We start from the raw sequence: 14748 nt of genomic DNA, 5'->3' as shown, positions 1-14748 counted from the left end.
GGAGAGAGTGATGAGCGCGCATCTGGTCATTATCGGTAACGGCCTGTCCAGCGCCCGGCTGGTAAAAAAATTAGGACAACTGGCACCGCAACGCTACCGCATCACCCTTATCGACCGCGAGCCACGTGCCGGCTATAACCGCGTGCTGCTCTCATCGGTGCTGGGGGGCGAGAAAACGTTTGAGGAAACGCAACTGGAGCCGGTGCCTGAGTCGATGGACGTCACCGTCCTGATCGGTGAGTCAGCCCTGCGTATCGACCGGGCTGCGCGGCAGGTGGTCACCAACCGCCGCCGTCTGACCTATGACCACCTGGTGCTGGCGACGGGTTCCCGCCCGTTTATGCCGCCATTGCCGGGCATCAGTCTGCCGGGGGTAACCGGGTTTCGCACGCTGGATGATGTCGAGCGGATGTGGGCGGCGGTACGGCAAACGACGCCGATGGTGGTGATAGGTGGCGGGGTATTGGGGATTGAGGCTGCCGCCGCGTTGCGCCTGCACGGTGCCGAGGTGACGTTAGTGCACCGTCACACCCGGCTGATGGAGCGCCAGCTTGACGATGTCGCCAGCGATTTACTGGCTACCCGGTTGCGAGAGCGTGGCATCCGTTGCCTGACCGGTGTGCAAATCCAGTCGCTGGAGGGGAGCGGACGGGTCGAGGCGGTGGCGCTGGCGGACGGCACACGTCTTCCTGCCGGTCTGGTGGTGGTAGCGACCGGCGTACAGCCGGTATGCGAGCTGGCTCACGACAGCGGCCTGCCGTGCCGGCGCGGCATTCTGGTGGATGGGCAGTTGCGTACCGAGGATGAGCATATCAGCGCGTTTGGCGAATGTGCTGAAGTGAACGGGGAAACAGTCGGGTTGGTGGCCCCTTGTCTGGCGCAGGCTGATGTGCTGGCCGCCAGGCTGGCGGGGCAGCCGGTGGCGGATTACGCGCCGACAGCACTCGCCACGCGCCTGAAAGTGACCGGGATTGATGTGGTGAGTGCAGGGGAACTGCACCCGCAACAGGGGGATCGACTCCACTCGCTGTCAGATCCGCTCGGTGGTCATTATCGCCGTTTGATATTCCGTGATGGTCGGTTGTGCGGTGCGCTGCTGTTCGGTCATGTCAACGACAGTCCGCAACTGCTGGCGGCCATGGAGACCAGGCTGCCATCGGCACCGTCATCGCTTTTATTTGGTCTTTCTTTTCCTGAAATAGACAGTCGGCCTGAAGCCGTAAGGATTCCTGTCATGAGTAAACCCGTATTGGTGGTAGTGGGACACGGCATGGTCGGTCACCACTTTCTGGAGCAACTGGTGGAGCGCGGCCTGCACCAGCAGTATCACGTGGTGGTGTTCGGCGAGGAGCGCTACCCGGCCTATGACCGGGTACATCTGTCTGAGTATTTCGCCGGGCGCAGCGCCGAATCGCTGTCGATGGTCAGTGAAGGCTTTTTCGAGCAGACCGGTATTGAACTGCGTACCGGCTATCAGGTGACGGCGATTGATCGCCAGCGCCGCTGTGTGCGCGACGCGAATGGTCAGGAAACGCCTTATGATCGGCTGGTGCTGGCAACCGGCTCCTATGCGTTTGTACCGCCAATCAAAGGCAATGATCGCCCCGGCTGTCTGGTTTATCGCACGTTGGATAATCTGGATGAGATTGCCGCCCAGGCACGCGAATCGCGCAGCGGCGTGGTGGTCGGCGGCGGCCTGCTGGGGCTGGAAGCGGCTAACGCACTGCGCCAACTGGGGCTGGAAACCCATGTGGTGGAGTTCGCGCCCCGGCTGATGGCGGTGCAACTGGATGATGGCGGTGCCCAGTTGCTCCGGCGCAAAATTGAAGCGTTGGGCCTGCATGTGCACACCAGCAAAGAAACGCTCGCCATTACGGCAGGCGAGCAGGCGCGTCACCGCATGAATTTTGCCGATGGCACGTCGCTGGAAACCGATCTGGTGCTGTTTTCCGCCGGTATTCGCCCACGCGTTCGGCTGGCGAGTGAGGCCGGGCTGGAGATAGGCACGCGTGGCGGCATCGTGATTGACGATCATTGCCAGACCTCGGATGACGCTATCTTCGCCATCGGCGAGTGTGCGGTATGGCAAGGGCAGATTTTCGGACTGGTGGCGCCGGGCTACCAAATGGCGCGCACCGTCGCTGCACGGCTGGCCCAGTCGGTGCAGCAGGAACAGCAGCAACAGTCTTTTACCGGTGCTGACATGAGCACCAAGCTCAAGCTGCTAGGGGTGGATGTGGCTTCAATCGGTGATGCGCACGGCAACACCGAAGGCAGCCAGAGTTATCAGTGGAACGATGAACCGAATCAGGTTTACAAAAAAATCATTGTCTCGGCGGACGGCAAGCGGCTGCTGGGAGCGGTACTGGTTGGCGACAGCAGTGATTACAGCACGCTGTTGCAAATGAAACTCAACGACATGACCTTACCCGCTCACCCGGAAAGCCTGATTCTGCCTGCGCTGGACGGTGCTGCACCGAAAGGGCTGGGTGTGGCGGCATTGCCGGATAGCGCGCAGATCTGTTCCTGCCACAACGTCAGTAAAGCGGACATTTTCGCGGCGGTAGACAACGGCTGCACCGATCTGGCGTCGCTCAAAGCCTGCACCAAGGCCGGGACGGGGTGTGGCGGTTGTGTGCCGTTACTCAAGCAGGTGATGGAATACCGGTTGCAGCAGTCGGGCATCGAGGTAAAAAAAGACATCTGTGAGCATTTCGCTTATTCGCGTCAGGAGCTGTACCACCTGATCCGCGTTAACCGCATCCGCAGTTTCGGCGAGTTGATCGCCCGTCATGGTCATGGCTTAGGGTGTGAAATTTGTAAGCCATTGGTGGGGTCGATGCTGGCATCCTGCTGGAACGACTATGTACTGAAACCGGAACACGTGCCGTTGCAGGATACCAATGACCGCTTTCTGGCCAACATCCAAAAAGACGGTACCTACTCGGTGGTGCCGCGTATCCCCGGTGGCGAAATCACTCCTAAAGGCTTGATCGCCATTGGTCAGGTGGCGGAACGCTACCACCTGTACACCAAAATCACTGGCGGCCAACGCGTCGATTTGTTCGGCGCGCGGTTGGAACAACTGCCTGCTATCTGGCAGGAGTTGATCGATGCTGGTTTTGAAACCGGCCATGCCTACGGCAAGTCGTTGCGTACGGTGAAATCTTGCGTCGGTTCCACCTGGTGCCGCTATGGCGTGCAGGATTCCACCGGGCTGGCGATTGCACTGGAGCACCGTTACAAAGGGTTGCGCTCGCCGCACAAGCTCAAGATGGCGGTGTCCGGTTGCACTCGTGAGTGCGCCGAAGCGCAGGGTAAAGACATCGGTGTGATCGCCACCGACAAGGGGTGGAACCTGTATGTGTGCGGCAACGGCGGTATGAAACCGCGTCATGCCGACTTGTTCGCCAGCGATCTGGACACCGATACCCTGTTCCGGTTTATCGACCGCCTGCTGATGTTTTACATCCGTACCGCAGACCGGCTCCAGCGCACCAGTGTGTGGCTGGATAATCTGGACGGCGGGGTTGACTACCTGCGTCAGGTGGTGATCGACGACAGTCTGGGACTGGCCGCCGAGCTGGAAAATGAGATGCGCCATGTGATCGACAGTTACCAGTGTGAATGGCAAACCACGCTGGCGCATGACGAAAACCGGGCGCTGTTCCGCGCCTTCCTCAACAGCGACACCCCGGATGAAGCGGTGGTGATGGTGCCGGAACGCGGTCAGCCTCGACCGGCGCGTCCTGATGAGAAAAAACCGACGACGGTATCCGATGCGACTGATACAGAAGACTGGCAGTGCGTCGGTTTCCTCAGCGATATCCCGGCGAATGCGGGGATGGCGGCGCGAATCGGGCATCGGCAGGTGGCGTTGTTCCATCTCCCGGCGTCGCAACCGGGGCAGGCGGCACGCGTGTTCGCGCTCGATAATCTGGAGCCGGGCAGCGGCGCTAATGTGCTGTCGCGCGGTATTGTCGGCGACGTGGCGGGCGAGCCGGTGGTGATTTCGCCGTTATACAAAAAACGCCTGCGCTTGCGTGATGGCGTCAGTCCGGATGACAGTCAACTGCGCGTACGCGTCTGGCCGGTGCGCATCGTTCAGGATCGAATCTGGGTGGCTACTGAGCCGATGACCGTGGTGTCGGCCACTGTGGCGGAGGCGTTATGACCGGCTGCCGCACCACCTGTCCTTACTGTGGCGTAGGCTGTGGGGTGATTGCCACTGTGCAGCCAGACGGGAGGGTGACCATTGACGGTGATCGCCAGCACCCGGCCAATCGGGGGCGGTTGTGCGTCAAAGGCGCGGCGCTCGGCGACACACTGAGTCTACAAGGGCGGCTGTTGTGGCCGCTGGTTGACGGGCAGCGCGTCAGTTGGGAGCAGGCGCTGGACCGGGTTGCGCAGTCGCTCGGCGATACCATTGCACAGCACGGTCCACAGGCGGTGGCGTTTTATGGTTCAGGGCAACTGCTGACCGAAGATTATTACGTCGCCAACAAGCTGATGAAAGGCTTTATCGGCAGCGCCAACATGGACACCAATTCCCGGCTGTGCATGGCCTCGGCAGTCATTGGCTACAAGCGGGCGCTGGGGGCCGATGCGGTGCCGGGTAACTACGAGGACATCGAACAGGCGGATCTGGTGGTGTTGGTCGGCTCCAATACTTCCTGGGCGCACCCGGTGGTGTATCAACGGTTGATGCAGGCGAAACAACAGCGTCCACATATGAGAGTTGTGGTGGTGGACCCGCGCCATACCGCCACCTGCGATGCGGCGGACTTACACCTGCCGCTGGCACCGGGTAGCGATGCCGGGTTGTTCAACGGATTGCTGCGCTGGCTGGCGCAGCAATCCGCGCCGCCACCTGACGCGCTTTGCGGTGTGGAAGCGGCGTTGGCAGCTGCCGATGACTGGACGGTGGATCAGGTGGCGGCGTTCTGCCAGTTGGAGCCAGAGGACATCGCCTGTTTCTATCGGTGGTTCAGCGAGAGCGATAAGGTAGTCACGCTCTATTCGCAAGGCATCAACCAGTCTGCTTCCGGCAGCGACAAATGCAACGCGATTATCAATGTACATCTGTTCAGCGGTCGTATTGGCCGGGCAGGGTGCGGACCGTTTTCGATTACCGGTCAGCCGAATGCGATGGGGGGCCGTGAAGTGGGCGGGCTGGCGAACCAACTGGCGGCGCACATGGGGTTCAGCCCACAGGAGGTGGCGCGGGTTGGCCGCTTCTGGGGCAGCGAGCGGGTGGCGTCGGCACCGGGGCTGATGGCGGTGGATCTGTTCCGTGCGATTGAAGCCGGGCAGGTTAAAGCGGTGTGGATTATGGGCACCAACCCGGTGGTATCGATGCCGGAAGCAGACCGGGTGCGGCAGGCGTTGTTGCGCTGCCCACTGGTGATTGTCTCTGATGTGATGCGCCATACCGATACCACCGAATGCGCCGATATCCTGCTGCCGGCATTGGCGTGGGGAGAAAAGGACGGCACGGTGACTAATTCCGAACGGCGTATTTCCCGTCAACGTGCGTTTTTGCCAGCACCGGGCGAGGCGAAGGCAGACTGGTGGATTTTATCGCAGGTGGCAACGCGTATGGGGTTTGGCGAGGCGTTTGATTACTGCCACCCGGCGCAAATTTTCCGCGAACATGCTGCCTTGTCCGGATTTGAAAATCAGGGACAGCGTGCCTTCAACATCAGCGCGCTGGCGACGCTCAGCGATGAGCAATGGCAGCAACTTGCCCCAGTGCAGTGGCCGGTGACCACGCAGGCCGATGGCGGTACCGCACGGTTATATACCGATGGCTGTTGCTGGCATCCGGACGGTAAGGCGCGGTTACTGGCAATCACCCCGCAATTGCCGGTCAACCCACCGTCCCCGGCGTATCCACTGGTGCTCAACACCGGGCGGATACGTGATCAGTGGCACACCATGACCCGCACCGGCAAGGCGGCGCGCCTGATGCAGCATCTGTCGGAACCCTATTGCGACCTGCATCCGCAGGATGCACTACATGCCGGTGTGCACGATGGCGAACTGGTTCGCATCAGTGCGGAATCAGGCTGGATGCTGGTGCGGGCGCAAGTCCAGCGCGGCCAGCAGCGTGGCAGTATTTTTGTTCCCATGCACTGGAACCGGCAATTCAGTGCACAGGCGCGTGTCGATAGTCTGGTGGCAGCGGTGACCGACCCTTACTCCGGCCAACCGGAAAGTAAACAGGCGCGGGTGCGTGTCCAGCGCTGGCCCGCCGTCTGGTTCGGCGAGCTGTTTGTGCGCGGTGACGTGGCAGCACCAGACAGCGGCTACTGGAGTCAGATTACGGCTGACGGCGTATCGCATTACGTGATCGCCGACGAGCGCACGCCAGAACACTGGCTCGACTGGCTGACCCGGCAATATGACCTGCACGGTGTTGAATTTCAGCAGGCGCAAGGAGATGACCGGCTGTTTCACGCGATTGGCTGGCGGGAAGAACAGGTGGCGGTGGCGCTCTATGTGGGCGCGCATCGTCCGCAACTGGCGCGTGAGGCGGTGCTGGCGGCGTTTGCCTCGCCACCGCAGCAGACACTGGATCGACTGGCGCTGCTGGCCGGTTGTGCGCCGCAGGGCGACGTGCCGCAAGGCGCAACCATTTGTAGCTGCTTTGCGGTCGGCGAGCAACGCATTATCGACGCTATCCGTCAGGGTTGCCACAGCGTGGCGCAACTGGGTGAACAGCTACAATGCGGGACTAACTGTGGTTCCTGCGTACCGGAACTGAAGGCGTTGCTGCAACAGTATGCGACGCCAGACACATTACGCCGGGCGGGCTGAGCCGCGCCCGGATTAAGGAGTAACAACATGAACCCTGCTCTGAACACACTGATGGCGCGTGTCCATCAACGCCAGCCGTTGCTGGCTGGCGATGTCTGGCTGGTGGGGGCCGGTCCGGGCGACGCCGAATTGCTGACTATCAAGGCATTACGGGCAATCCAGCAGGCGGATGTGGTGGTGCATGATCGGCTGGTTTCCGCCGATATCATGGCGTTGGTGCAGCCGGAGACTTTGCGCATCGATGTCGGCAAGCAGCAGGGCAACCATGCGTTGCCTCAGCCGCAAATCAATCAACTGTTGATGGAGCTGGCACAAGCTGGGCAGCGCGTCGTGCGCTTAAAAGGCGGCGACCCGTTTGTGTTTGGTCGTGGCGGCGAGGAGATGGAGTACCTTTATCGGCAGGGCGTGCGTTGTTATGTGGTGCCGGGTATTACTGCCGCGACCGGTTGTGCGGCGGCAGTGGGGTTGCCGTTAACGCACCGGGATTGTGCTCAGTCGGTGCGGTTTATTACCGGTCATGCCCGTGACGGTGAGCCGCAACTGGACTGGGAAACGCTTGGCGCAGGCCAGCAAACGCTGGTGTTCTATATGGGGCTGAGTCATGCCAGCCGCCTGTGCCAGAAATTGATCGCTCATGGCCTGCCTGCCGATACGCCGTTAGCGATTATTGAGCGCGGCACCCAGCCGGAACAGCGTTTGCTGACAGCTACGCTGGCTACCTTGCCCACGCTAATGGCGCGTTATCAGCCGCAGTCGCCCAGCTTGCTGGTAGTGGGGGAGGTGGTGCGTTTCTGTCGCTATCCAGCGTTGACGGTTGCCGCCGAGGCGATGAGGAAGGTGGGGACGGTAGCGGCGTGATCGACTGCCGCCTGATGGCAGGCGGCAGCCTGATAAAGGGATGAATTATTTTCTTAGCCCAATCTCATCGACAAGCGCACTCATTTGATCGGCAATCAGAACGGTAATTTTGTCATCGTTCAGGTTGCCCTGATCGTCAAAACCGCCGGCAAAGGCGTTGGCGAAGACTTCCGGCTTGTTCAGCGGATGAAGATTCAGATAGATGCAAACCTGGCGCAAATGGTACTGCGCCCGCGAGCTGCCCATGCCGCCAGCGGCTCCCATCAGCGCCGCCGGTTTACCGCTCAGAATGGTGGCATCCGGCAGGCGGGATAACCAGTCCAGAATATTTTTCAGCGCCGGTGCTATTGAATAGTTATATTCGGTGCAGGCGAACACAAAGCCATCCGCCTCGCTGGCCTGACGGGCGATGCGTTGCACCGATTCCGGCACTTCGGTCAAATCGGCGTTATAAAACGGTACGTCCAGCAGGTCGGCAATGTCCAGTGTGGCATAAGCGGGCAGTACCGACTGCGCGGCACGCAACAATCCCCGGTTGGCAGAGGCTTTACGCAGGCTGCCTGAGATACCTAACAGTTTGATGTGATTCATGGTGTTTGTCCTTATTGGTATGAGAAAGAAAATCACCAGGATAACGTCGGCGCCCACTGCGTCTGCGTTTTTCCCTGACTCGTCATAGCATAGAGCGTGGAGGGGAAAATGCCATTAGCCTGACTGAAGGATTATCACTGGGTTATCGCTGCGTACTTTTGATTTACAGCAGATTCGGTATCAAACGTTAGTGGAAATACATTAGTTCAACTATAAGCGAGACTGGAAGTTGTGGTTGAAAACACACGGTATCAGTGAGCAGGTGATGCGCCGTAATCAGCAGTTCGACACCATGGATTTGGCGATCAGCGCGGCGATTCGGCTTCGGTATTGCGATAGCCGAGTGTGCTGGTAGCGGAAGACCTCCGCCGCCAGCGGCTGGTGAGGCCTTTTACCGAGACGGTGCAAACCGGCGCGGCGTATTATCTGGTACACCGCTCTGGTGCGTCGGCGGAATGGCTGACGGATTTTCTGGCCAGTTTCACCGCGGGTTTATCGACAGATCAAGGCTGATGAAGCCAGGGCGCAAGTAGCGACACCTGTCCTGCGTCAAAATTCACACGTATAGGCACGCCGAGCGGCAGAGTCAGCATCGGGTGGGTGTGGCAGCAGTCAAAATCAGCCAGCATCGGCAGCGGTTGCCCGTCGCGGGCGAGGACGGCGAGAAAAAGCCAATAGTATCACCTGCGCGCAGCGGCGAGGGCAGTAACAGCATTTGAGACATGAGTTCCTTTCTCCGTACAGGTGAGGCAGATAGGATTGATTGAATCATAAACCTTTCTTTTTAATCAGCAAACGCGATAAAAAAATAATTCCCTACGTTATTTTATAAATAGCTGCCTGTAATCACGGAAGTAACGTTTTCTGCGATTAAAGACAGTTCCTGCTATGTAATTTCTCTTTTAAAACGACATTTCATTCTATTTTGTTCGATAAGCTGATGGGATGGTAACCTTATGTTATAAAAATATTTTATATATAATTCACGCTCTGTTTTCGGCAGATAACGTAGAAAGAGGCCACCCGACATGGATAAGTGGGGGATGGCGATATTTTCGATCACAACATAACAACAAACGATACCTCACAATTCAGGGGGTGGTAGCAATGAAGATTTCGACACGATTATGGAGTTTCACCGGGATGCTGTCGCTGGGCATTCTGATTATGGGTGCTATTGGCATGTTTACCGCAGAAAAGGCCAATCAGTCGCTTAAGACGGTGTATGAAGACCGTACGGTGGCGCTGGCCCAACTGGAAAAAATGGAATGGCTGCTGCAGCGTAACCGGATATTGATCATGGATATGCTGTTGTTGCCAAATGCGTCAAATAAACAACAACGTATTGAAGAGTTAAACCAGAATACCACCCGGATTGATCAGGTCTGGAACGAATACCGTTCGACTTATCTGACGCCGGAGGAAACCCGTCTGGCAGATCAGTTTGCCGAATACTTGCAGCGCTATCAACGTGAAGGGATACAACCGACCGATACAGCGATCCGGAGTGGGCAAATGGAACAGGCAATACGCCTTTATGACGAGAAAGTCAGTCCACAGGAAAAGCAAGCGCACGCCCAACTCACCCAACTGGTGATGTTACAGGTTGACGTTGCTAAAGACGAATACACCAGTTCGGTACAGCGTTATCAGTGGTTGAAAGCGCTGGCGATCATAGCCGTGTTGTCGGGAATTATCGGTGCAGTGGTATTTGGCTGGATGATGGTGCGCGGTATTGTCCGTAGTCTGGCGCAAGCGCAGGCAGCGGCTGAAGCCGTGGCGAATGGTGATTTGACCTATCCTATCAATGCCAGTGGGCGTGATGAGATTGCTACCGTGCTGAATACGTTGTCGCATATGCAGGATAGTCTGGGGCGCATTGTAATGCAGGTGCGACATGGCTCTGAGTCGGTGAAAGTCGCCAGTGGTGAAATCGCACTCGGCAACCATGACTTATCCGCACGCACCGAATCTCAGGCCAGTGCGCTGGAACAAACGGCGGCCTCCATGGAACAACTCTCTGCAACGGTGAAGCAAAACGCGGATAACGCCAGACAGGCTAACCTGTTGGCTCAGACCGCCAGTCAGGTGGCCGAGCAGGGGGGGAGCGTGGTGACTCAGGTGGTGGACACCATGCGGGAAATCAATGACAGTGCCCAGCGTATCGCCGATATTATTGGTGTTATCGACGGCATCGCTTTTCAAACCAATATTCTGGCATTGAACGCCGCAGTGGAAGCCGCACGTGCCGGTGAACAAGGGCGTGGATTCTCGGTAGTCGCCGGTGAGGTACGGGCGCTGGCGCAGCGTAGTGCGGAGTCGGCCCGTGAAATCAAAGCGCTGATTTCCACCAGCGTGGAGCGGATCGAAAGCGGCAGTACACTGGCGGATAACGCGGGCCACACCATGCTGGAAGTGGTTAATAGCATCCGTCGTGTGACCGATATCATGGGGGAGATCAGCTCTGCCAGCCACGAACAGAGTAGTGGGGTATCGCAGGTGGGTGAAGCCGTGGTGAGTATGGAGCGTACTACCCAACAAAACGCGGCGCTGGTCGAAGAGATGGCGGCGGCGGCAAGCAGTTTGAGTAGTCAGGCGGAAGAGCTGGTTCAAGCGGTCGGGGTATTCCAACTATCGGCACGGGCGCCCGGCATACAGCCGAGCACCCGTGTTGCCGAACACAACCTGTTGCCGGATTATCAGTAACCGATGGCGGCGCCAGCCGGACGACGCGAATCGTTGGCGCCGTACAGATACCCTTCGCGCACCTTGCCGGACACTGCCGAGTCGTTGCCGGAGTTGGCGGGGATAACGCCTTCCTCGCCGGCTAAGCCAACCATGATAAGCTCGGTGGCGCCCCAGGGCGTCTGCTCCACCATCTTATAACCGCGTTCTTTCAGCAGATTGAGGGTGTCGGCAGACAGGCCGCGCTGCTCATAGTACACCTCGTCTGGCAACCATTGATGGTGGATGCGTGGCGCGTCCACTGCTTCTTGCGGCAACATACTGAAATCAAGAATATTCAGCGCGCTTTGCAGCGTAATGCTGATGATACGTGACCCTCCCGGCGAACCGATGACCAGAAAGATCTTGCCGTTTTTGGTCACCAGTGACGGGCTCATGGATGAGAGCGGACGTTTGCCCGGCGCAATTGAGTTACGTTCCCCTTGAACCAGACCGTACAAGTTCTTTTCGCCGACTTTGACGGTGAAATCATCCATCTCGTCGTTCAGAAAGAAACCGGTGCCGGGAGCTATCACTACCGCGCCGAAACGGCCATTCACCGTATAGGTGGTAGAAACGGCGTTACCCTGGTTATCGACAATTGAGTAGTGGGTCGTTTCCGGTTTTTCATGCGGTTCTATACCGGGTTGGACCTGTTCGGACGGTGTGGCGTTGGTGTTGTCGATTTTCTTGCGGATCTCGGCGGCATAGTCTTTGCTCAGCAACCGGTCGGTGGGGTTTTTAACAAATGCCGGGTCGCCCAGATAGGTGTTGCGATCCATGTAAGCATGGCGCATGGCTTCAGTCATTACATGTATGGCCTGCGCTGAGTTGAATCCCATGCTTTTCAGGTCGTAACCTTCGAGAATGTTCAGCGTTTCACACAGGGTAATTCCGCCGGAACTGGGCGGAGGCGACGAGATGAACTGATAACCACGATAGCTGCAGGTAATGGGTTTGGTTTCAGTTACCCGATAACTGGCGAAGTCCGCTACAGTCAGAATACCGCCGCCTTTTTTAGATGCAGTCTCGATTATCTGGGGAATGTTACCGTGGTAGAACGCATCCGGGCCTTTATCCGATATAGCCTGTAACGTATGGGCCAGATCGGTCTGCACCAGCCGGTCGCCCGGTTGTAACGCCGAGCCGTCAGGGCGCAGGAAGATGCGTGCTGATTCCGGGTCTTGCTTAAATCGTTTGATGGTCGTGTCGAGGATGTCGGTGTCGCCGCGGGTTAACACAAAGCCTTCTCGCGCCAGCTTGATGGCCGGGGCCATCACCTGGGCGCGGGTCAGCTTGCCGTATTTTTCGCGCGCGGTCTCCAGCCCCAGTACTGTGCCGGGAACGCCTGCAGCCAGATAGCCATACAAGCTGGCGTCTTTTTTGACTTTGCCCTCAGCATCCAGATACATCGTAGCGGAAGCCGCGGCGGGCGCAGTTTCCCGAAAGTTGATGAAGGTATCCTGACCATTTGCCAGATGAATGGTCATAAACCCGCCACCACCGATGTTGCCGCAGCACGGATTGACCACTGCCTGTGCGTAACCGACTGCTACTGCAGCATCAATCGCATTGCCCCCCATTTTTAGAATATCGACACCGACCTGTGAGGCCAGATGTTGTGAGGTGACCACCATACCGTGTTTGGCTTCCACTGCTGGTATGGAAACTGCGTGGACTACACCGCTGACCAATAATGCAGTCAGACTTAACGGCAGCAGCCATTTTCCCGATCTCATAGAACTCCCCCCCTGATTGGTTTATTGGTGTTGTGGTGGACTGCATGGGTTGTGTTTGCATTAAATGCATTCTGCGTGCCATTTTTATTGTGAACACTATTTTAGTGTTGAGTTTTTATCCTGAACGCAATGGCATGATCAGTGTAGCTGCGGCGGCATGTCATGCCCGGAAAATCATCAGGAATGTGGGTGCCCCCTCGCTTTTTAGCGCTGATCATGTCTAGCCATGGGCGTTATGTCGTGCGTAGGCGTCACGCACCACGGTGACGATTTGCTCGCTCACCGCTTGTTCAGGAAGGCACTGCTTCCTGATGCGCCGACAATTTTCCGCAATATTGGGGTCATCCAGAAGTTGATGCAATTTATCCTCTAGTTTGTCGATGTCTCTGTCATTTAGCCATGTACCACACTTCATGGCGGTAACCCGACGCGCATTATCAAATTGATCAAACGCGCTGGGAATGACCAATTGAGGAATACCGGCTGCGAAAGATTGCGCCATCGTACCAATACCGCCGTGATGGATAATAGCTGCGCACTGATGCAGGTATTGACTCAAATTGATATGGCGCTCGATACGAATCCCGCTGTCGCCCGCCAGATCATGTTGTGGCTGACCGACTATCAAACACTGATAGCCGCGTTGACGGGTTTTTTTCACCAGTGAAACGACCAGATCCCGTTTGCTACTTAACGCCCAACTGGGCATAAAAATCACCGTAGGCGCACGAGCGATAAACTGAGCCAAATCGGCATCTTGTTGGTTATCCAATAAATTAAAAAGCGGAAAACTCACCTGACGGATGTGAGCCGGCCAGTCTGGCAATGGTGAGGCAAACCATTCCGGAAACAGGCACAGCAACGTTGCATCTGTGCAATGTGCCCATGACGTCAGCACGCGGTCGATACGCGGTAATTGCAACTGGCTCCTGAATTTATTGATAAAAGGCGCGAGTGTGCGATCAATCAGATATTTTTCGGCGAGATACAAAAACAGGCGACGCAGGCGTATCGGTAATCGACGCCCCCATACCAGTTGCTGATGATAGGGAGGATCATAACTAGAGATAAACGTTGATGGTGTGACTCGTACTGGGATAACACAACATCCCTTGGTTTCGCTGAACATTTTTGCAGAAAAAGACCACAACGAAGTAAGAATGATTGACGAGCGATCTACCCACGGCTCCAGCGCTTCATAAGCCGGCTGTTGCTGCGCATTCATGTAATTGACCATTTCATGGAAGGCGGATTTTTGATGCCACAAACGTTGTGAATTAACAGCGCGTAAATAGTCCTCGCTTTTGCCGACAGGAATAAAATGAAGTCCTCTTTCTCTTGCCGTTTGTTCAAAATAAGGGTTGGTACAAAGATAAACATCCAGTCCGGCATTTCTCAATGCCTCACCTATTATGATGAATGGATAAACATCTCCGGCAGAGCCAAGCGTGGATAAAAATATCCTCATGATTCCCTCCTTGTCACCAGCATTTACCGGTGCGATCTCGTCCTTGAATTATGATGTAATACGATAATTAATGTTTATTACGGTAATTAATAGTGAAGTGGGTAGATGTTTTTAACGGGGCACCACCGTTATTTTTTTCCATTTGATTATAATAGAGGTCCGACAACATATATACCCTAAATAATTCAAGTTGCAGGCAGGCGGCGACGCAGCGAATCCCCAAGCGCTGCCGGGAGCAAAGTTGAACGCTGCTGCAGCGGCCCGTAGGGCGAGGCCCAGAGATGGGCCGAGTAACAAAGCCAACGCATCTGCAATGTGAAGTATGACGGGTATATATGTTGATTCATAGAGTTATTGCGCAAGTATAGGTGAGGCGATGTGTGACTGTACAGGCCTTATTTGTAAGGTGAATTTAATGGCTATTTAGTGTTGATAGTTATTTTTATATGAAAATAAATTAGCTGGATAAGAAGTAACATAAATAAATTACTATGTTGATTTTATTATGTGAAATAAAGAACTGGGGGGTAATCTAACCGAATAACTATT

7 protein-coding genes are annotated in these 14748 nt (G+C 56.5%); 4 read left to right on the top strand and 3 right to left on the bottom strand.

The genetic code is table 11. The features are described 5' to 3' along the window. Positions 1-10 precede the first annotated feature (10 nt). The 3 genes from nirB to cobA are packed head-to-tail and all read left to right on the top strand — an operon-like array spanning position 11 to position 7677. Positions 11-4174, top strand: coding sequence for a nitrite reductase large subunit NirB (gene nirB / locus Dpoa2040_RS03010; RefSeq protein WP_168640246.1), 4164 nt, complete (start codon positions 11-13; stop codon positions 4172-4174). Further along, positions 4171-6819: a nitrate reductase gene (locus tag Dpoa2040_RS03005; RefSeq protein WP_168640245.1), complete on the top strand. Its 2649-nt coding sequence runs from the start codon at positions 4171-4173 to the stop codon at positions 6817-6819. The genes nirB and Dpoa2040_RS03005 overlap by 4 nt, the downstream gene beginning before the upstream one ends. Positions 6820-6846: 27 nt before the next feature. Further along, the gene (cobA, locus tag Dpoa2040_RS03000) at positions 6847-7677 is read left to right on the top strand and encodes a uroporphyrinogen-III C-methyltransferase (RefSeq protein WP_168640244.1); all 831 of its coding nucleotides are present in this window, start codon (positions 6847-6849) and stop codon (positions 7675-7677) included. Between the two features lie 45 nt (positions 7678-7722). Here cobA and Dpoa2040_RS02995 read toward each other — a convergent pair whose 3' ends face one another. Continuing rightward, entirely contained in the window at positions 7723-8268 is a 546-nt protein-coding gene (locus Dpoa2040_RS02995; protein ID WP_168640243.1) for an NADPH-dependent FMN reductase, read from the bottom strand. A gap of 1107 nt (positions 8269-9375) precedes the next feature. Here Dpoa2040_RS02995 and Dpoa2040_RS02985 point away from each other — a divergent pair. Continuing rightward, on the top strand, positions 9376-10974 hold the full coding sequence (locus tag Dpoa2040_RS02985) for a methyl-accepting chemotaxis protein (RefSeq protein WP_210423799.1): 1599 nt from the start codon (positions 9376-9378) through the stop codon (positions 10972-10974). Here the strand turns inward: Dpoa2040_RS02985 and ggt are convergent. After that, entirely contained in the window at positions 10968-12731 is a 1764-nt protein-coding gene (ggt, locus tag Dpoa2040_RS02980) for a gamma-glutamyltransferase (protein ID WP_168640241.1), read from the bottom strand. The two genes, Dpoa2040_RS02985 and ggt, sit on opposite strands and share 7 nt — an antisense overlap. A gap of 220 nt (positions 12732-12951) precedes the next feature. Beyond that, positions 12952-14199 (bottom strand): glycosyltransferase, encoded by a 1248-nt coding sequence (locus Dpoa2040_RS02975; RefSeq protein WP_168640240.1) that lies wholly within the window; start codon positions 14197-14199, stop codon positions 12952-12954. Between the last annotated feature and the right edge of the window lie 549 nt (positions 14200-14748).

The organism is Dickeya sp. CFBP 2040 (genome assembly GCF_012273755.1).
Lineage (GTDB): Bacteria > Pseudomonadota > Gammaproteobacteria > Enterobacterales > Enterobacteriaceae > Dickeya > Dickeya poaceiphila.
The sequence above is the reverse complement of the archived record's forward strand: the minus strand, read 5'-3'. Positions and strand labels throughout refer to the sequence as shown.

Bases quoted from the DNA above. Each gene is read 5' to 3' on its own strand.
- nirB (WP_168640246.1), top strand. From the start codon at position 11: ATGAGCGCGCATCTGGTCATTATCGGTAACGGCCTGTCCAGCGCCCGG.
- Dpoa2040_RS03005 (WP_168640245.1), top strand. From the start codon at position 4,171: ATGACCGGCTGCCGCACCACCTGTCCTTACTGTGGCGTAGGCTGTGGG.
- cobA (WP_168640244.1), top strand. From the start codon at position 6,847: ATGAACCCTGCTCTGAACACACTGATGGCGCGTGTCCATCAACGCCAG.
- Dpoa2040_RS02995 (WP_168640243.1), bottom strand. From the start codon at position 8,268: ATGAATCACATCAAACTGTTAGGTATCTCAGGCAGCCTGCGTAAAGCC.
- Dpoa2040_RS02985 (WP_210423799.1), top strand. From the start codon at position 9,376: ATGAAGATTTCGACACGATTATGGAGTTTCACCGGGATGCTGTCGCTG.
- ggt (WP_168640241.1), bottom strand. From the start codon at position 12,731: ATGAGATCGGGAAAATGGCTGCTGCCGTTAAGTCTGACTGCATTATTG.
- Dpoa2040_RS02975 (WP_168640240.1), bottom strand. From the start codon at position 14,199: ATGAGGATATTTTTATCCACGCTTGGCTCTGCCGGAGATGTTTATCCA.